The sequence below is a fragment of the Mesorhizobium sp. LMG 17147 genome, from assembly GCF_024297145.1.
Lineage (GTDB): Bacteria > Pseudomonadota > Alphaproteobacteria > Rhizobiales > Rhizobiaceae > Mesorhizobium.
The window spans coordinates 42,339-61,285 of record NZ_JANCTC010000017.1 but is presented as its reverse complement, the minus strand read 5'-3'; the positions used below and the strand labels follow the sequence as shown (position 1 = coordinate 61,285).

The 18,947-nt window shown below is 64.2% G+C and carries 18 protein-coding genes; 3 read left to right on the top strand and 15 right to left on the bottom strand.

All coding sequences use genetic code 11. From position 1 onward, the window contains the following. The first annotated feature begins 66 nt into the window (after positions 1 to 66). Positions 67 to 2,391 carry a PAS domain-containing sensor histidine kinase gene (locus NMG46_RS23835; protein ID WP_254819966.1) on the top strand — a complete coding sequence of 775 codons (2,325 nt, stop codon included), beginning with the start codon at positions 67 to 69 and terminating at the stop codon, positions 2,389 to 2,391. Positions 2,392 to 2,442: 51 nt separating this feature from the next. Here NMG46_RS23835 and NMG46_RS23830 read toward each other — a convergent pair whose 3' ends face one another. The 15 genes from NMG46_RS23830 to NMG46_RS23760 all read right to left on the bottom strand — a co-directional run bounded on the left by NMG46_RS23830 (position 2,443) and on the right by NMG46_RS23760 (position 18,590). Next, entirely contained in the window at positions 2,443 to 2,922 is a 480-nt protein-coding gene (locus tag NMG46_RS23830; protein ID WP_254819965.1) for a hypothetical protein, read from the bottom strand. Positions 2,923 to 3,067: 145 nt separating this feature from the next. Then, positions 3,068 to 6,034 carry a bifunctional [glutamine synthetase] adenylyltransferase/[glutamine synthetase]-adenylyl-L-tyrosine phosphorylase gene (locus NMG46_RS23825; RefSeq protein WP_254819964.1) on the bottom strand — a complete coding sequence of 989 codons (2,967 nt, stop codon included), beginning with the start codon at positions 6,032 to 6,034 and terminating at the stop codon, positions 3,068 to 3,070. Continuing rightward, positions 6,034 to 7,503: an ATP-binding protein gene (locus NMG46_RS23820; protein WP_254819963.1), complete on the bottom strand. Its 1,470-nt coding sequence runs from the start codon at positions 7,501 to 7,503 to the stop codon at positions 6,034 to 6,036. Before NMG46_RS23820 ends, NMG46_RS23825 begins: the two co-directional genes overlap by 1 nt. Positions 7,504 to 7,509: 6 nt before the next feature. After that, positions 7,510 to 8,184, bottom strand: coding sequence for a response regulator transcription factor (locus NMG46_RS23815; protein ID WP_254819962.1), 675 nt, complete (start codon positions 8,182 to 8,184; stop codon positions 7,510 to 7,512). 399 nt (positions 8,185 to 8,583) lie between these two features. After that, positions 8,584 to 10,128 (bottom strand): Do family serine endopeptidase, encoded by a 1,545-nt coding sequence (locus NMG46_RS23810; RefSeq protein ID WP_254819961.1) that lies wholly within the window; start codon positions 10,126 to 10,128, stop codon positions 8,584 to 8,586. A 116-nt stretch (positions 10,129 to 10,244) separates the two neighbouring features. Beyond that, on the bottom strand, positions 10,245 to 10,709 hold the full coding sequence (locus NMG46_RS23805) for a cytochrome c-type biogenesis protein (RefSeq protein ID WP_254819960.1): 465 nt from the start codon (positions 10,707 to 10,709) through the stop codon (positions 10,245 to 10,247). Then, the gene (locus NMG46_RS23800; protein WP_254819959.1) at positions 10,706 to 12,694 is read right to left on the bottom strand and encodes a heme lyase CcmF/NrfE family subunit; all 1,989 of its coding nucleotides are present in this window, start codon (positions 12,692 to 12,694) and stop codon (positions 10,706 to 10,708) included. The genes NMG46_RS23805 and NMG46_RS23800 overlap by 4 nt, the downstream gene beginning before the upstream one ends. Positions 12,695 to 12,765: 71 nt before the next feature. Continuing rightward, on the bottom strand, positions 12,766 to 13,209 hold the full coding sequence (ccmE, locus tag NMG46_RS23795; protein WP_254819958.1) for a cytochrome c maturation protein CcmE: 444 nt from the start codon (positions 13,207 to 13,209) through the stop codon (positions 12,766 to 12,768). A gap of 3 nt (positions 13,210 to 13,212) precedes the next feature. Then, positions 13,213 to 14,349 (bottom strand): c-type cytochrome biogenesis protein CcmI, encoded by a 1,137-nt coding sequence (gene ccmI, locus NMG46_RS23790; RefSeq protein WP_254819957.1) that lies wholly within the window; start codon positions 14,347 to 14,349, stop codon positions 13,213 to 13,215. Between the two features lie 78 nt (positions 14,350 to 14,427). Continuing rightward, entirely contained in the window at positions 14,428 to 14,862 is a 435-nt protein-coding gene (locus NMG46_RS23785; protein ID WP_254819956.1) for a hypothetical protein, read from the bottom strand. 109 nt (positions 14,863 to 14,971) lie between these two features. Continuing rightward, positions 14,972 to 16,384, bottom strand: coding sequence for an ATP-binding protein (locus NMG46_RS23780; protein WP_254819997.1), 1,413 nt, complete (start codon positions 16,382 to 16,384; stop codon positions 14,972 to 14,974). A gap of 10 nt (positions 16,385 to 16,394) precedes the next feature. Beyond that, a complete protein-coding gene (locus tag NMG46_RS23775) occupies positions 16,395 to 17,060 on the bottom strand; it encodes a response regulator transcription factor (RefSeq protein WP_023718390.1) in 666 nt (221 codons plus the stop codon). A gap of 64 nt (positions 17,061 to 17,124) precedes the next feature. After that, positions 17,125 to 17,424 carry a hypothetical protein gene (locus NMG46_RS23770; RefSeq protein WP_254819955.1) on the bottom strand — a complete coding sequence of 100 codons (300 nt, stop codon included), beginning with the start codon at positions 17,422 to 17,424 and terminating at the stop codon, positions 17,125 to 17,127. Positions 17,425 to 17,807: 383 nt separating this feature from the next. Beyond that, a complete protein-coding gene (locus NMG46_RS23765; RefSeq protein ID WP_254819954.1) occupies positions 17,808 to 18,218 on the bottom strand; it encodes a DUF3168 domain-containing protein in 411 nt (136 codons plus the stop codon). A 165-nt stretch (positions 18,219 to 18,383) separates the two neighbouring features. Next, on the bottom strand, positions 18,384 to 18,590 hold the full coding sequence (locus NMG46_RS23760) for a hypothetical protein (protein WP_254819953.1): 207 nt from the start codon (positions 18,588 to 18,590) through the stop codon (positions 18,384 to 18,386). On the opposite strand from NMG46_RS23760, the gene NMG46_RS29760 reads away from it, so the two are divergent. Both NMG46_RS29760 and NMG46_RS23755 read left to right on the top strand, forming a co-directional pair. After that, positions 18,580 to 18,711 (top strand): hypothetical protein, encoded by a 132-nt coding sequence (locus NMG46_RS29760; protein WP_302896897.1) that lies wholly within the window; start codon positions 18,580 to 18,582, stop codon positions 18,709 to 18,711. The two genes, NMG46_RS23760 and NMG46_RS29760, sit on opposite strands and share 11 nt — an antisense overlap. Positions 18,712 to 18,749: 38 nt before the next feature. After that, entirely contained in the window at positions 18,750 to 18,941 is a 192-nt protein-coding gene (locus NMG46_RS23755; RefSeq protein ID WP_254819952.1) for a hypothetical protein, read from the top strand. The last annotated feature ends 6 nt before the right edge of the window (positions 18,942 to 18,947 follow it).

Here is an 18,947-nt window from a genome sequence, read left to right as displayed (position 1 = left end):
GTGACGATTCGGAAGTGCGGCGTTGCCGGATCGTCAAGCGGGACAGAAAATCGGGGAGTGCCATTTATGGCGAAGGCGGACGCGTGGGGCGCGCCCGGTGGGACGGCGTTTGAGCGTCGCGAGGCGCGAAACGACGGTCTCGCGGGCAATACGCGGCTCATCGCCGAACCTGCCTACCGACGGCTGCTGGCAGCCGAGCCGCTGTTGCGGCGATCGATACCGGCCCTCATTATCATGTTTCTGTTGATCATCGCAGTACTGCGCTTTCTGTCACTGATGAACGAGCGCGACGAGATCGAGCGCGACGCCAAGGCGATCCTTGCGCTGGCCGCCGGCCAACTGGCCAGTTCGATCGCCGACGCGACCACGGTTTCCGCGCCAGGTGCGATCCAGGACCTGCTGGAGAGCACCGGTCGTCAGGGCGCGATGGGCCGAAGCCACGTACTGGCGATCACCGACAGCGCCTTCAAGATCATTGCCGTATCGCCGCAGTCGATGCACTGGGAGGGCCGATCGCTCGATGGCGTCGTGCAGGGCGGACAGCCGCTGTTCATGTTCGGCGACCGCGCCGGAGTGATGGAGGTCAGTATCGGCGGACAGAACTGGTACGCGGCAGTGAGCCTGGCGAATGGCCGAAAGGGTGCCGCGGCAGCGTTCGTGCCGCAGGAGGCAGTTTTTGACGCCTGGCGCAAGACGGTCTCACTCAATGTCACGCTGTTCGTGCTGACGGCCGGCGTGCTGATCGTCATCCTTTACGCCTATTTCGGCCAGGCGGCGCGTGCCCAGGCCGCCGACCGCATCTATCTCGAAGCCCACCAGCGCATCGACATGGCGTTGGTGCGCGGCCGCTGCGGCCTGTGGGATTGGGACATGGTGCGCGGCAAGATGTACTGGTCGCGCTCGATGTACGACATGCTGGGCTACGAGCCTTGCGACACGATGCTGTCGTTCGGCGAAGTCGACGAAATCATTCATCCCGAGGACGGCGATTTGTTCGAACTCGCCAACAGGATCGTCGCACGCGAGATCGACCATATCGACCAGGTGTTCCGGATGCGCCATGCCGACGGGCAATGGGTTTGGATGCGCGCAAGAGCACAGGTTATCGACCCGGAAGCGCCGGAGATCCAGCTGATCGGCATCGCCGTCGACGTCACCGAGCAGCGGCACCTGGCGCTGCGCTCCGAAGCGGCGGACCTGCGCCTGAGGACGGCCATCGAAAACATCAACGAATCCTTCGTGCTGTGGGATTCGTCCGAGCGCCTGATCATGTGCAATTCCAAATACCAGCAGGACAACGGCCTGTCGGATCGCGACGTGATGCCGGGCGCCCCGCGCGCCGTGCTGGAACAACGCATGCTGGCCTTCGCCTCGGAGCGGCGGCTTGCCAATACCAACGGACCGCAGGGGGGCGCGACCTTCGAACGCCAGCTTGCCGACGGCCGCTGGCTGCAAGTGAACGAGTTGCGGACAAGGGACGGCGGCACCGTCTCGGTCGGCTCCGACATCACCCAGATCAAGCTGCACCAGGAGAAGCTGGTCGACAGCGAGCGCCGGCTGATGGCGACAATCCACGACCTCAGCCTTGCCCGCCGCGCGGAAGAAGAACGGGCTCGTGAGCTCGTCGAGCTCAATCGCAAATACATGAAGGAAACCGAGCGGGCCGAAGCGGCAAACCGGGCCAAATCCGAATTCCTGGCCAACATGTCGCACGAGTTGCGCACGCCGCTCAACGCGATCATCGGCTTCTCGGAACTGATGGAACGGCGGCTGTTCGGGCCGATGGGGTCGCCGCGCTACGAAGAGTATGCCACCGACATCAACGGCAGCGGCAAATATCTTCTCGGCGTGATCAACGACATCCTCGACATGTCGAAGATCGAGGCCGGCCAGTTCGCCCTGGATCAGGAAGAAATCGATCTCTGCCCGCTCATCAGGGAGACGGTTCGCGTCGTCTCGCTGCAGGCGGCGGAAAAGTCGATCACCGTCGAAACCCGCATCGCCGATTCGCTGACACTGTTCGCCGACCGCAGGGCGATCAAGCAGATCCTCATCAACCTTCTGTCCAATGCGGTGAAGTTCACCGGGCAAGGCGGCCACATTTCGGTCAGAGCCCGCAGCATTTCCAGCGCGCTGATCCTGACGATCGAGGACAATGGCTGTGGCATCCCGAAAGCGGCGCTGAGCAAGCTCGGACGGCCATTCGAACAGGTGCAGAACCAGTTCTCCAAGAGCCATGCCGGCTCCGGCCTCGGCCTCGCCATATCGCGCTCGCTGGCCGAGCTTCAGGGTGGCGCGTTGAAGATCCGTTCGACCGAAAGCATCGGCACGATCGTCTCGGTACGCATCCCGATGAAGAAAGTCGCGCAGGCGATCAGGGCGGCTGCCTGAATGACCAGATAAGTCTCCGGCGGCTCGCGCCGCCGGAGCGGTTGTCAATTCTCACTGCATGCCGTCAGCGCCATCATTGCCCTCGCGGTCCCATTGGCGGTGACGGCCGGGACCCTTCGGCAGTTCGTTCTTCTCGATCTTGCCGTCATTGTCACGGTCGAGCATGGCGAACACCTTCTTCTGGCGGCTGGTGATATCGTCGGCGGTCAGCGTCCCGTCGCCCTTGGTGTCGTAGCGGGCGATGATGCGCCTGGCCATCTGCTCGAAGCGTGCCTTCTCCAGCGCGTCGGCGAGCTGTGCCACGGTCAGCTTGCCGCCATTGTCAGCGACCATCTTCTTCAGCCGCGCGTTCATGGCGTCGGAGAACTGGTCGAAGGTGATGGTGCCGTCATTGTCCTTCATGACTTTGCCGAGGCGCATCATCATGCCGTCGCGCGGCCCGGCGCCGGAGTGCTCGTCTGCATAGGCTGCGGTGCCGACGGCGCCGGCCAGGGCTGCGAACACGAGTGCAAGTCTGGTTGTCTTTCTCATGGTCTTCTCCTGTTGCATCGTCACCCCCGATGCTAGAGCGGCGGACCTTCATCCCCCGCTCTATCTCTTTGATTAAACATCGGAACCTCCCAAAAAAAGGTCGCAATTTCGGGTCCGATGCTCTCGCCCGTACGGCTGGTTGCCGTCACGGTTGTTTCGCACGAACCAGAAGGTCGAAATCCTTTCTGACCTTCTGCGACGTCTCCTTGAGATGCCCTTCAAGCACACCGAAATCAGGCAGGTCGGTGACCGCAAGAAGCAGATCGGAAAGCCCTGGTGGAACGTCGTCGCGTTCGAACGCGCCGGTGAGGCAAAGCCGTATCATCTGAGTCAGCGCCAGATAGAGCGAATAGGCATCCACCAGTTCCTGCCTGACCTGGGCGCTGGCGAAATCCGGCGCCAGGCGCGACAGGACCTCAGCCGTGCCGGTGGCCCTGCGGCCGGCTTCGATCTTTCCCGTGATCAGCGCAACCTGGGCAATGAATTCGAGATCTATGAGGCCGCCCGGGGTCAGCTTGATGTCCCAGGGATCGCGCGGCGGCTTCTCCTTGTCGACCATGGCGCGCATCTCGGATGCCTCGGCCATCACCTTGGCTGGATCGCGCGGCAGAGCGAGCACTGCGGCAACTTCCTCCTCAACCTCGCGGCAGAGCTCGGCATCGCCACCGATCGTGCGGGCCCGCGCCAGCGCCATATGCTCCCACGTCCAGGCGTCCTGGCGCTGGTACTTCTTGAAGGCATCGACGTGCGTGGCCACCGGCCCCTTGTTGCCGGACGGTCGCAGGCGAAGGTCGAGCTCGTAGAGCACGCCCTCGGCGGTCGGCGCGGAAACGGCGGCGATCAGCCGCTGCGTCAGCCGGCTGTAGTAATGCGACGGGGCAAGCGGCTTGTCGCCGTCGGACTCCTCGGCATCGGCGTCGTGATCGTAGAGCAGGATGAGGTCGACGTCGGAACCCGCCGTCAGTTCGCGGCTGCCGAGCTTGCCCATGCCGAGCAGTGCGACCCTGCCGCCGGCAACATAGCCATGACGCAACGCGAATTCCGCTGTCACCGCCTGCAACGCCGCCTCGATGGTCAGGTCGGCGAGATCGGAAAAAGCGCGGCCGGCGCGCGGCGGATCGATCGACCCTGCAAGCAGCCTGACGCCGATCAGGAATTTTTGCTCCGAAGCAAAGATGCGGAGCCGGTCGAGCACGTCCTCGTAAGCCCTGTCGCCTTCGAGGAAGGCGGCAAGGCGCGCCGACAGATAGGCGCGGTTGGGCAGTTCGCTCAGCAGCGCCGGATCGAGCAGGCCATCGAAGACATGCGGCCGGCGCGTGATGATGGCGGCCAACCGCGGTGCTGCGCCCATGATCGTCGCCATCAGCTTCAGCAACGCCGGATTCGACTGCAGCAGCGAAAACAGCTGGATGCCGGCAGGCAGGCCGGCAAGGAATTCGTCGAAGCGGATCACCGCCTCGTCCGCCCGCCGCGTCTGGCCGAAGGCTTGCAGCAGCGCCGGCGTCAGTTCGGTCAGCCGCTCGCGCGCCTCCGCCGACCGGGTGACGCGGTAGCGGCCGAAGTGCCAGCCGCGGATAACCCGGCAGATGTCGCTCGGCCGCTGGAAGCCGAGCCGCCGCAGGGTCTGCAAGGTATCGGGATCGTCGACGTCGCCGGTAAAGACCAGATTGCCGATGCCGGCCGAAAGCTCCGGCGCGGTCTCGAACAGCGCTGCATAGTGGCGCTCGATTTGATGCAGCGCCGCGCGGAACGTTTCGGCAAAGCCTGCCGCATCGGCAAAGCCCAGCATGCGGGCGACGCGTTCCAGCCCCTCTTCGTCCTCCGGCAGGATATGCGTCTGCTGGTCGGCAACCATCTGGATGGCATGTTCGACGCGGCGCAGGAACCAGTATTGCCTGGTGAGTGCATCGCGCGCGTCGGCGGTGATCCAGCCGCGCGCGGCGAGTTCGCCGAGCATCGGCACGGTCTCGCGGCCGCGCAGTTCGGGAAAGCGGCCGCCGGCGATAAGCTGCTGGGTCTGGACGAAGAACTCGATCTCGCGGATGCCGCCGCGGCCAAGCTTGACGTTGTGGCCTTTGACCGCGACCTCGCCATAGCCCTTGTGGGCGTGGATCTGGCGCTTGATCGAATGGACGTCGGCAATCGCCGCATAGTCCATGTATTTGCGCCAGATATAGGGCTGCAGTTCCTTCAGGAATGCGGCGCCGGCGGCAACATCGCCGGCCACCGGGCGAGCCTTGATCATGGCGGCGCGCTCCCAGTTCTGGCCGCGCGCCTCATAGTAGCGCAGCGCCGCCTCGACCGGGATCGCCAGCGGCGTCGAGCCGGGGTCGGGACGAAGCCTGAGATCGGTGCGGAAGACGTAACCATGCTCGGTGCGGTCCTGGAGGATACGGACCAGCCGGCGGGTCAGGCGCGAAAACAGCTCTGTGGCATCGAGCGGATCGACGACGGCAGGCGCATCGGGGTCGAAGAAGGCGACGAGGTCGATGTCGGAGGAGAAGTTCAGCTCATGCGCGCCGAGCTTGCCCATGCCGAGCAGAATCCAGCCCGAGCGTCGCGCCGGATTTTTGGCATCCGGCAATCGGAGCTTGCCCTGCTCATGCGCGTCGCGGAGCAGGAAATCGACGGCCGCACGCGTGCAGGCATCGGCAAGGTCGCTCAGTCGCCGCACTGTCAACGAGGTCTCGGCCTCGCCGGCCAGATCGGCCAAGGCGATCAGAAAATGCGCCTCCGCCTTGCATTGGCGCAGCTCCATCATCAGGCTGGTTTCGGAGACGGCCTCTGCGCGTGCTGCCTTGTCGATCGCGGCGCCGATCGATGACAGCCGCGCCTCGACCCTCCCGTCGAAAAGCGCATCGAGTATCCGCGGCCGGCGGCGCGCGGTATCGCGCAGGAACGGCGACAGGTCGAACACGGCGGCGAGGAAATCCTGGACGAGCCCCTTGCCGGCGAGAAATTTCGCCAGTCGCGGCAGTTCCTTTTGCCGCGCGGCGTCGGCGATCTCCGACAGTTCCTGCCTGGCGCGGCTTGCATCCAGCGGAACGAGCTCTACCGCCGGCTTCAACAGCCAGTCCGTCTCCAGGCGTCGCACTGCCATCCTCGCAACCATCAGCGATCCTCCCGCCCGGGAAAACTCATGACGACCGACAATCCGGGATTGCCGGGCAGAAGCTCAAGCCGTCCATTGTGGAATGTCATGATCGCCTTGGCGAGACTCAAGCCAAGGCCGGAACCCGGCTGCGAGCGGCTCTTTTCCAACCGCACGAAACGCTCGGTCACCCTGGCGCGGTCGACATCGTCGGGAATGCCTTGGCCGTTGTCGGAGACGGCGAGCCTGATCTCGCTACCGACACGCTCCAGCGTCACGCGAACCGTAGGCCTGGAAGTCGAGTCGGTCGAATATTTGATCGCGTTGTCGACGATGTTGGACAACGCCTGGCCGATCAGCTCGCGATTGCCGTCGACGACGAAAGAACCTTGCACCGAAGTTTCGAGCGTCACGCCCGCCTCCTCCGCTACCGGCTCGTAGAGTTCGACGACGTCGTGCACGGCAGCTGCCAGATCGACCCTGGTTGTGCTTTCCGAGGAATAGCCTGCCTCCAGCCGCGAAATCATCAGGATAGCGTTGAAGGTCTTTATCAGCTGATCGGATTCGGCGATCGTTCCTTCCAGCGCCTGCCGGTAGTCACTGGTGTTGTGCTTGCCGGAAAGCGTCGCCTCGGCGCGATTGCGCAGCCTGGTCAGCGGCGTCTTCAGGTCGTGGGCGATGTTGTCGGAGACCTGCTTCAGGCCCTCGTTCAGCGTGGCGATCCGGGCCAGCATGGAATTGAGGTTTTCCGACAGCCGGTCGAACTCGTCACCGGCGCCGGTGACCGGCAGCCGGCCGGAAAGATCGCCGCCCATGATGCGGCGGCTCGCCTCCGACACGCTGTCGATGCGCTTCAGCGCCGCGCGCCCGACGAAGAACCAGATCAGCAGCCCGCCGACGCCCATCATGCCGAGCGCCAGCATCAAGGCGCGGCGAATGACGGCGCGGAAGCGCTCCGGCTCGCCGAGGTCGCGGCCGACCAGCATGATCATCTGGTTGGGCAGGCGCAGCACCAGGGCAACGGCGTTGTGGCCTTTCTCGCCTTCGGTCTGGACTTCGCTCTGGGCGGGCTCGTTCGGGTCGGAGACCGGGTTGCGCTGCCGCTCGAGCTCGCCCTCACCGAAGCGGCGGTAGGAGAACGGTTCGGTGGTCCAGCCCTCGGCCTCGATCACGCCCGGCTCCAGGCTCTGCACGTTGCCGGTCAGGATCTGGCCGTTGGCATCGGCGATCAGATAGAGATTGGCGCCGGGCTGGCGGGAGCGCTGCTCGACGACGCGGACCAGCAGCGGCAGGCCGCCGCGCTGATAGGCGCGGGCAAGGCCGAGCACCTCGTCGTTGATCGTCTCCTGCGTCTGGGCGGTCAGCATGCGCACCGAGAGCGAGGTCATGTACAAGACCAGCAACACCGCACACAGCGCAAAAAGCAGAAGATAAAGCGCCGAAAGCCGCGCTGCCGTCGTCTTCATGATGGCCGGCACGGAAAGAGCCATGGGGTTCTAGCCGCTTTTCAGCATGTAGCCGGCGCCGCGAACCGTGTGCAGGATCGGCTTGTCGAAGCCCTTCTCGATCTTGCCCCGCAGCCGCGAGATATGAACGTCGATGACGTTGGTCTGCGGATCGAAATGGTAGTCCCAGACGTTCTCGAGCAGCATGGTGCGCGTCACCACCTGGCCGGCATGGCGCATCAGATATTCGAGCAGGCGGAACTCGCGCGGCTGCAGCGTTATCTCGCGCCCGGCGCGGCGCACCGAATGCGACAGCCGGTCGAGTTCGAGATCACCGACCCGGTAGACGGTTTCGGCTTCCCTGGCGCTGGCGCGGCGGTTCAGCACCTCCACGCGGGCGAGCAGTTCGGAAAAGGCGTAGGGTTTGGTCAGATAGTCGTCGCCACCGGCGCGCAGACCGGTGACCCGGTCGTCGACTTCGCCGAGCGCCGACAGGATGAGCACGGGCGTCGTGTTGCCTCTGGACCTGAGCCCGGCAATGACGGACAGGCCGTCGCGGCGCGGCATCATGCGGTCAACGACCATGACGTCATAGTCGCCGGAATCAGCGAGCGCGAAGCCGGTTTCGCCGTCGCCGGCGACATGGGCGGTATGGCCGGCCTCGGCGAACGCCTTCTGCAGGTAGTCGGCTGCCTCGCGATCGTCTTCTATGACGAGAATCTTCATAGAACCGTTATACGCGATTTCACTGGAAGATTGAGTGGCCGGCATACGCATCGTGGCCTTCTCCATGGCGTATCGCGAACAAAGTGATTCAGGGATACGCGGTAAGTCTTTGTTTTAGCATGTCGTAGCCTAAAACCGCTTCACGCTTTGAGCGACATGTTCGAGCGGCAGCGGGCGATGGGAAGCCCGCTGCCGCTGGGGCGGAACACGATGACTGACTAACGTATTCAGGCCCCGTGCTTTCCCGTGCGGCGGCTCGGGGGTGTTGAAAACCGCCGCACCGGAAAAGTCGACCACTAGAGCGCCGCGCGTTCTCTTGGACGCGCAAAGGACGCTCTAGCACCTTGAATCGGCGCATGAGCCTTTCCGAAAACGGAATACGTGTTCGGGGTCATGCGCTCAGCCCTTGGCGACAGGCAGTGCGACGAAGCGGTTGCTGTCGTCGCGGGTGATCTGCATCAACACCGCCTTGCGGCCGGACTTCACCGCGTCGGCCATCGCCTTGTCGACATCGGCGGTGCTGCTCACTTCCGTCGAATTGACGGAGGTGATGACGTCGCCGGGCTGGATGCCGCGATCGGCGGCATCGCTGTCGGGATCGACGTCGGTCACCACAAGTCCCTTCCCATTTTCGGACTTGGTAACGGTCAGGCCGAGATCGGCGAGCGTGTCGGTCTTCGGTGCCGGAGCAGGCTGCTGGTCGGCCGAGGCCTGCTTGTCGCTCGACGGCAGCTTGCCAAGGTCGACCTTGACCGCCTCGCTCTTGCCGTTGCGCCACACCGTGACATCGACCGATTTGCCGGGCGGGTAAGCGCCAATCAGGCGGGCGAGTTCCTTCGGCGAAGCAACGTCCTTGCCGTCCACCTGGGTGATCACGTCACCGGCGGTGATGCCGGCCTTCTTCCCGGGACCGTTGTCCTGCGCGCTGGCAACGAGCGCGCCCTTGCCGGACCCAAGGCCAAGCGACTCGGCGATTTCAGGTGTGACCGGCTGGATTTCGACGCCGAGCCAGCCGCGCTGGACGGTACCGTTCCTCATCAGGTCCTGCACGACCTGCTTGGCGGTCGAAGCGGGAATGTCGAAGGCAATGCCGACGCTGCCGCCCGACGGCGAGAAGATCGCGGTGTTGATGCCGACAACTTGGCCGTTGAGGTTGAAGGTCGGGCCACCCGAATTGCCGCGGTTCACCGAGGCGTCGATCTGGATGAAGTCGTCATATGGACCGGCGCCGATATCGCGGCCGCGGGCCGAAACGATGCCTGCGGTAACCGTGCCGCCGAGGCCGAACGGATTGCCGACAGCCACCACCCAGTCGCCGACGCGAACCTTGGAATCATCGGCGAAGTCTACATAGGTGAACCTGTTGCCGTCATCGACCTTGAGCACGGCAAGATCGGTGCGCGGATCGGTGCCGATCAGCTTGGCGTCGAGTTCCTTGCCGTCATTGGTCACCACAGTGAAGGCGGTGCCCTCCTCGACGACATGGTTGTTGGTGACGAGATAGCCGTCATCGGAGATGAAGAAACCCGACCCTTGCGCCACCGGCCGCGGCTGGTCGTTGTTGCGGTCACGATGTCCAAAACGACGCATTCCGTTCGGGCCTTGGTCGCCAAAGCCGCGGAATTCGCGGAAGAAACGCCGCAGCTGCGGGTTATCGGGAAGATTGCCTAAGCCGTCCTCGTCGTCCATCTGGTCGGAACCGTCATCGGCCGTCGGCTGGATCTTGGCCTTGACGCGCACGCTGACAACCGCCGGCGAAACGCGCTCGACCACATCGGCGAAGCTTGGGACCTGCGGTGCCTCGACACGCACGGCGTCGGCCAGCACCGGGGCTGTCCCGGTGGCAACGGCGCCGAAGCCGATCGCGCCGGCAATGGCCAGGGATGCGGCTGCGGCCAGTAGGCGTTTGCGAGTTCGAAGAGATGAATTGGGGGCAACATTCATGGTTCTCGTATCCTCTTTTCAAGGGACGCCCCTTGCTTGGCATCCTCGACAAAGGAAATAGAGAGCCGCACATTACGGCGCCATTTCCGGTACATGAAACTTTCGTAATGTATCGATCAATCGCGGCGGAGTATCGCGTCCAACGCCGCCTGCTCGTCCGCGGTCAGGGCACTGGTCGCCGTCGAGCGGCGCGAGCGGGCGGCCAGCAGGATGCACGTCCCGCCAACGAGCAGCAGAAGAACTGGCGTCCCCCAGAGCAAGACATTGCGCAGATTGAAGCGTGGCTTCAGCAGCACGAACTCGCCGTAGCGCGAAACGACATAGTCCATCACCTGCTGATCGGTATCGCCGGCGACCAGACGCTGGCGCACAAGGATGCGCAGGTCACGGGCAAGATCGGCATCGGACTCGTCGATCGACTGGTTCTGGCAGACCATGCAGCGCAGGCCTTCCGACAAAGCGCGCGCCCTCGCCTCGAGTGCCGGGTCGGCGAGCACCTCGTCGGGCTTGACCGCCTGCGCGGCGCCGGCGAACAACAGCGCCAGCAGCAGGACCAGCGAGGCCAGCGTGCTCCTTCTCATTGCGGGCTCGCCGATGGCAAGGCGCCTGCAGGCTTGCGGCGCGCCGGTGCGCCGACGCGCAGGCGGCGGTCAAGCAGCGACATCGCCGCGCCCGCCATCATCACCAATCCGCCGCCCCAGATCAGCGTCACCAGCGGCTTCCACCACAGACGAACGACCACCGAGCCATCGCTGCCCTCGTCGCCAAGCGAAAGATAGAGCTGGCTGAAGCCGATCGTCCTGATGCCGGATTCGGTCGTGGTCATCTGGCGCACCGGATATGAGCGCTTGGCCGAGGTGATCTCGCCTGCGACGCTGCCGTCAGCGCCAAGCAGGGCGAAGCGGCCGCGATCCTCACTGTAGTTAGGCCCCTGGGCCGGGTAGAGCCCCTCGAAGCGCAGCTTGTGGCCGGACAGTTCGACGGTCTCGCCGGCATGCATCGACAGGATTTTTTCGGTGCCGAAGCAAAGCGTGCCGACAATGCCGAGCGTCGTCAGGCCGAGGCCGAGATGCGCAAGCGCTGTGCCGAAGACCGAGCGCGGCAGACCGGCGAAGCGCCTGAGCATGGTGGCGGGCGCGACGGTGCCGAAGCCGGATTTGACGGCGAGATCGGTGAGCGCGCCGCAGATCAGCCAGAAGGCAAGGCCGACCCCGAGCGCTGCGAATACCGATGCGCCATCGATGAACAAGGCCGTCACCAGTACGGCGAGCAGCGCCGCGGCGAAAGCCGCCATCAGGCGCTGGGCGATCGCGAAAATGTCGCCGCGCTTCCAGGCGAGCAGCGGCCCGAACGGCACGACGACCAAGAGCGGCACCATCAGCGGGCCGAATGTCAGGTTGAAGAACGGCGCGCCGACCGAAATCTTGTCGGCAGACAGGGCTTCGACGACGAGCGGGTAGAGCGTGCCGACCAGCACGGTGGCGGTGGCGGTGGTCAGGAACAGATTGTTCAGGACCAGCGCGCCTTCGCGCGAGATCGGGTGAAACAGGCCGCCGGCCGTCAGCCGGGAGGCGCGCAAGGCAAACAGCGCCAGCGAGCCGCCGATGAACAGCGTCAGGATGCAGAGGATGAAAACGCCGCGCGTCGGATCGGTGGCGAATGCGTGCACCGAGGTCAGCACGCCGGAGCGCACCAGGAAGGTGCCGAGCAGCGACAGTGAGAAGGTCAGGATCGCCAGAAGCAGCGTCCAGATCTTCAGCGCCGAGCGCTTTTCCATGACGATCGCCGAATGGAGCAGCGCCGTGCCCGCCAGCCACGGCATGAAGGATGCGTTCTCGACCGGATCCCAGAACCAGAAGCCGCCCCAGCCGAGCTCGTAATAGGCCCAATAGGAGCCCATGGCGATGCCGCCGGTGAGGAACATCCAGGCAACCAATGTCCACGGCCTTACCCACCGCGCCCACGAAGCGTCGATGCGGCCCTCGATGAGGGCAGCGACCGAGAAGGAAAAGCAGATCGAGAAACCGACATAGCCTAGATAGAGCAGCGGCGGATGGATGGCGAGGCCGAGGTCCTGCAGGATCGGGTTGAGATCGCGGCCCTCGATGGGCGCCGGATTGAGCCTGACGAACGGGTTCGACGTCGTCAGGATGAACAGGAAGAACGTGGCGCCGATCGCTCCCTGTACGGCAAGCACATTGGCCCGGAGCGTCGCCGGAAGATTGCCGCCGAAGACAGCGACAAGCGCGCCGAAGAAGGTCAGGATCAGCACCCAGAGCAGCATCGAACCTTCGTGATTGCCCCAGGTTCCGGTGATCTTGTAGATCAGCGGCTGCAGCGAATGCGAGTTCTCCCACACGCTCTCAACCGAAAAATCGGACCCTGCATAGGCGGTCGCCAGCGCTACGAAGGACAGCGCCGTCAAGGCAAAGCCGGTCAGCGCGGCGGGTGCGCCGACGGCCATCATCTTGTGGTTGCCGGTGCGCGCGCCGAACACCGGCACCACCGTCTGCACCAAGGCCAGCGCAAACGCCAGGACCAGGGCGAAATGTCCGGTTTCAACCATTGTCGCCGCGCCCGCTAGATCTTGCCGCAGGTTCTTGCCGCAAAACCGTGGAACACTTTTGCGGAACCTGCTCAGTCACTCTTGCTCTCCTGCCACACGCCCTTGGCCTTGAGGCCGTCGGCCACCTCCTTGGGCATATAGGTCTCGTCATGCTTGGCGAGCACGCTGTCGGCGACAAAGATGCCGTCGGGGCCAAACGAGCCTTCGGTGATCACGCCCTGCCCTTCCCGGAAAAGGTCGGGAAGAATGCCGGTATAGGTAACCTTGACGTCCTTCTGGTTGTCGGTCACCGAAAAGGCGACGGTGGCGCCATGGCCGCGCTCGACGGTGCCTTTTTCGACGAGGCCGCCGAGCCTGATGCGCTGGCCCGGCTGAAGGCTGGCGGTGGCCAGATCGGCCGGCATGTAGAAATAGGAGGCCTTCTGGCCAAGCGCATAGAAGGTCAGCCCGGTTGCAACACCGAGAAACCCCAGCCCTGCGGCGATCACCGACAGTCGTTTCTGCTTGCGCGTCATCGTCTACTCCGTCGCCGTCACGCCGAGCGAGGCGGCAAAGGCGGTGAATTTCCTGGCCTGGTCACTGTCCGCGCCAAAGACGGCGATACCGCGATTGAGCGCGTCACGCGCCTGATCTGTCTTGCCCAGTACGGCATAGGAACGAACGAGCTGCATCCACCCTTCCTCGTCGCGCGGATTTTGCCGAAGCTTTTCGTCGAGCCTGGCAACCATGGTGCTGATCATGGCTTGCCGGTCCTGCGGCGACCTCGAGGAGGCAGCATCGATATCCTCGGCGCTCGGTCCTTTCGCGGGCGCTCCGGAAGCGACGCTGCGGGCGGCGGATTCGGCCAGCGCCTGCTCGACTGCGCCGCGCCACGGCGAACCCTGCGGCAAGGCGGCCAGCATCTTTTGCCAGGCCGCCGTGGCTTCAGCTATGCGGCCCTCCTGTGCCATGCCCATGGCGAGATAGAACGCGGCCTTCGGATTGGCCGGATCGAGGTTCAACGCCGCCTCGAACGCCGCCTGCGCTTCGGCCGAGACAATGCCGCCGGCCGCATTGGCTATCGCCTCGCCAAGACCCGCCTGACGGGCAGCGCTGTCGCCGTCGAGGCGGATGGCGTTGCGATAGGCGGTCACCGCATCGGCGTATCGCTGCATGCGCAGATAGACCGGCGCCAGAACGTCCCAGCCACGGCCATCGGATGGGTTGGCCGCAAGGTGCGCCTCGGCGCGGGCTATCAGCTCGTCGACCGAGCTGTCGGCGGGGTTCTTGGCCAGGCGTTCGCTGAGTGGCTGCGATGGCAGGTCGGGTGAGCCGAGCTGGCCATAGAGGCCCCAGCTGACCAGTGGAACCACCAGCACGGCAGCCGTCGCCACCAGTCTTGTCGACCGCGACGGCTGCGTCGCCGTCTCGCCGGCCTGGCCAGCATTGCTCAGGCGAAGGATGCGGCGGGCGATTTCGGCGCGAGCCTCTTCGGCCTCCATCGGCTGGATCAGGCCACGCGCCATATCGCGGTCAAGCTCGGCCAGCTGGTCGCGATAGACTTCGAGGTCGTGATCGCCGGCAGCGGACGCGTTCTTCGAACCGCCAGCCAACGGCAGCAGCACCGCCAGGCTTGCGCCGAGCGTCAGGATTGCGGCTATGACCCAGAACAGCATGGCTCTTCCAATAGAACGAGACCCCTGCCCTGCCAACACAAGCGTGCTGCGACGCTTTGGCGGGAACGGCCGGACCAGCTACGTCAGCGGCGTCCAGCTGCCGTCGGCATTGCGGCAGGCGGTTCCGCGCGCGGTGGCGCCGGCGGTGCCGGTAAACACCGTATGGGTGTATTGCCGGCAGTCCTGCGATCCGACGCGATAGGGCTGGGCGGCAACCACTTCGCCGCGATGGGCCGAACTGTCGCTCTTCCAAGCCACTTTCTGGCCGCTCGCCGTGTATTCAAGCGCCTTGTATTCCGCCTCGAGCGCGCTGCGTTTCTCGGTCTCGCTCAGGCCGGCGCCGATAGAGCCGCCGACGAGGCCGCCGCCCATGGCGGAGATGATCGTCGTCGCCACCTTGGCCCCGCTGGGGGGCGTGGCGGCCGACGTTGCCGTAACGGCCGGGCCCTTGCTGAGCGTCGTGCAGCCGGAGATGGCGAGCAATGCGGAAACGAGCGCGACGCGAATCTTCATGCCAATACCGGCTTTCTTGAGCTGGACCGCCGCGCTGTCATCAGGCTGGCGCGGCCATAATGTCGATGTTTGTCGGAAATTTGGCCGCAGCCGGCCACCTGGAAAAGCATTACTGAAGGCTCCGCAATCGAACCATCGCCTTCAATCCACCCATGACGGATCGTTCCAGCGCCAGAGAGCCTCCATACTCGTTGACAAGGTCGGCGACAATGGCAAGTCCGAGCCCGCTGCCCGGTTTTGTCTCGTCGAGACGCCGGCCGCGCTGCAATACCTCGCGCGCCTTGTCGTCGGGAATGCCGGGGCCGTCATCCTCGATGGCTATCTCGAACAGGTTGGCTGAGCCTTCCGTGCCAGCGACGAGCTTGACCGAAACGGCGACCGCGCTCCTTGCCCATTTCATCGCATTGTCGAGCAGATTGCCGAGCAACTCCTCCAGGTCCTCGCGTTCGCCGGCAAAGACGATGTCGGTGGCCGGCAATGACAGCGACAGCGCCGTCTGCGGGTTGAGCTTCTGCAGAACCCGAACCATGCGCTGGACCAGCGGTGTCACCGGCGTTCGGTAGACGACGCTGTCGCGCTGCGCGGCGACACGGGCACGTTGCAGATAATGGTCCACTTGCTTCTGCATGGAAACAGCCTGCTCAGCGATCAGCTGCCCCTTGGCGCCACCCAGCGCCCGCGCCTCGTTGAGCAGCACGGCAAGCGGCGTCTTCAGCGAGTGCGCCAGGTTGCCGACCTGCGTGCGCGACCGCTCGACGATACGCCTGTTGTTCTCGATCAGCGCATTGGTCTCGTTGGCGAGCGGCTCGATCTCGGCCGGGAAACGGCCGTCGAGGCGTTGCGCGGTTCCTTCGCGCACCATCGCAAGCGCATTCCTGACCCGGCGCAGCGGCTGCAAGCCGAGCAGGATCGCAATCGCGTTGATGGCGATCATGCCGACGCCGAACAGCGACAGATAGGTCAACAGGCGCCGCTGGAAGGTAGCGATTTCCTGCTCGAGCTCAGTCTGGTTGCCCATGACACGGAAGCGCGCGGCGCGGTTTTTCGCATCGAGGACGAACTCGCTCTCGAACACCTCCAACTGCTCGCCTTCGATGCCATCCGCTGAATAGCTGCGCTGGAAGCTGGCATTGAAGGGCACCTCGGCAACGCTTGGCGACGGGATCGCCTTGGTCATCGACGACGAATGGAGATCGCCGTGCACGCCTTCCGAGGCGGGCTCGACCGACCAGTACCAGCCGGAATTCGGCTCCGAGAACCTCAAATCGCCAAGGTCGGGGGCGCCGGTCAATTGGCCGCTTTCGGAAACGCCGACCGAGCCGATCAGGTTGAACAGATGCGCCGAAAGCAGGCTGTCGAAACCGCGCTCGCTGGCCTGGCGATAGAGCGTGGTGATCAAGGTGAAGATGACCACCAGAGTGAGGATCGCCCAGACCGTGGAAAAAGCGATGACGCGAAACGCCAGCGAACGCGGCCATGACCGCAGCGACGGCGTGTTCGAGACGGCGGGTTTTGTAGTCAGCGGTTCCGCGTTACGCCTCCGGCTTACGCATGCGGTAGCCCATGCCGCGAACAGTTTCGATCATGTCGATGCCCATCTTCTTGCGAAGCCGTCCGACAAAGACCTCGATCGTGTTGGAATCGCGGTCGAAATCCTGGTCATAGAGATGCTCGACCAGCTCGGTCCGGGACACCACCTCGCCCATATGATGCATGAGGTAGGCAAGCAACCGGAATTCGTGCGAGGTTAGCTTCAGCGGCACGCCGTCGACGTCGGCCTTGGAGGCCTTGGTGTCGAGGCGCAGCGGCCCGCAGGTCAGCTCGGACGAGGCATGCCCGGCAGCGCGCCGGATCAATGCGCGCACCCTGGCCAGGATTTCCTCGATGTGAAAAGGTTTGGTGACGTAGTCGTCGGCGCCGGCGTCGATGCCGGCAACCTTGTCGCTCCAGCGGTCGCGTGCCGTCAGGATCAGCACCGGCATCTTGCGGCCGCCGCGCCGCCAGCGCTCGACCACGCTGATGCCGTCCATCTGCGGCAGGCCGATGTCGAGCACCACGGCATCGTAGGGCTCGGTGTCGCCGAGAAAGTGCCCTTCCTCGCCGTCGAACGCGCGGTCGACGACATAGCCGGCATCGACCAGCGCGTCGCCGATCTGCCGGTTGAGATCCTTGTCATCTTCGACGACGAGTACGCGCATGCGGAAGGCCTGTTGAAGCTGTTCAGATATAGGCCGATTCCGGCAGACTGGGAAACGGCACGGTTCAGTTCAGCGGAACGACGATCTCCGAGCGGCGGGGACGCTGCCCGTCCTTGCCCGGAACGAGCACGACGATGACGCAGACTGGCTGGCCGCCGCGTGTCGACTGCGAGGCCTTGGCCAAAGTGCCGCCATTCTGCTCCGCCACCTGCTGGCCGATCGCGTAGCAGTCGGACGCGGCGAGGACGACCGGCTGGGGCTGCTCGGGCGTGACAGCGGGGATCGCCATCGCTTGCGACGCAAGCAGGCCGGCGGCTGAGAGCACCAGTGCCGCGGTCCGGAAGTGGGAGCGAAGGGTTTTCATGGCCAGCGTTCTAACGCGCGGGTGCTGAACGTGATATGAACGGTGAACGCTCGAATGCATGCCCGCCACACCCCTGAAGCGCGAGATTACCGGATTGCCGTTTCGCCGCCCATCCCGCGAAATTGCCAAGTTTAACCTAGCCCTCCGATCCTTCGCCGACAACCGGGCATCGTTTGGCGGTGAAAGGCAATCGCTTTAGGTTTGCCCCGACTTCCACAATCGATCCGGCAACCGAAGGCAGATTCAGGCGAACCGACCGGAAATAAAAAAACCCGCTCTGCGACGGGTCGTTGGCGCCAATCAGCACCATAGCCAAATTACTAGCATAGCTGCCGGCACAAAGCAAGAACAAAATTGCCCGATTTCACGGAAGTGCCGGACGGTCAGCCGTCTTCCTCGATCACGGCGCGGAAGCGCAGCAGCCCGTGATGGGCCGAAAGGTCCTCGTCGTAGCGGGCCTCGGCGAATTCGAGCTTGAGATGGGCGCGACGATGTTCGCCAAGCGACAGCGCCGCCTCTCGCAGGCGGGCGCTGACCAGGTCCATGATGTCGGTGGTTTCCTTGCTGGCCTCGGACTTCGACCAGACATGCAGCGTCAGCAACTGCTCGGCGTTGTTCTCCGTCCCCGTTGCCCAGTCGTAGACGCTGGTGCGGCCGACGGTCATGTGGGGAAACGCAACATTTTCCGGCGCACGGTCGAACAATCGTGCGTCGCCCAGTGCCGCCGATAAATCGGGATCGTCATTCACTGCCTCGAATATGGCCTTCTGCAATTCGACGGCCGGCGCGGTCATTGTCTTTCCCCTCGCCCGTCGCGTCGACCTCCCGGCTGCGTAGCTGCGTTGCATGACGGCATCCCGGCAAAAGCGCGAATCAGCGCGTCTCATACGGATTATGAACCTTCATGACCTCGGGAATAAGCCCTGCTCCTGGAATGCGCGACGCCGCGGCCCTCCGCGTCACGGACCCTTCAGGGTGACGCCAACCTGCGCGAATTCATTTGGCATGCAGGAGTTCGAAAAAATAATGCTATGATGATGTCTGGTTTCCAAACATTCGAGGTCGTTTTTCGTGCGCGAGCCGTCGTTGCTGCCTGTCTTCGGAAAGCTTGGGGCCAAGGCGCCGCCGGTCGCGATTGCGGCGTCGACCATGTCGATGACCGTCAAGAGTCTGGTCAACCACACTCGGGAGGTGCTCTCGGCCTGCGGTAGCCTGGCCCTGAAGCTGTCCGTCGTTTTGTGGACGGTGCTTGTCGTGGCGGCAGTATTCTTCATCGCCCAGGCCTGATAACATTCATCGATCGGGCGGTAACGAAAGGACCCAAGATGGCAAACCGCTACGCGCTCCGTATGGAACATCCTCACAGCTGGACCGTCTTCGACGTCTTCACCGGCCAGCCGGTCGAGCTCAAGCAGCAACTCATGGTCGGCTTGAACACGCGCGATGCGGACGCGATGGTCGACCGGCTGAACGGTCGCGACGTCAAGCGGCGAGCGAAGGCGACTCGGAAGCCCTGAGAAAGC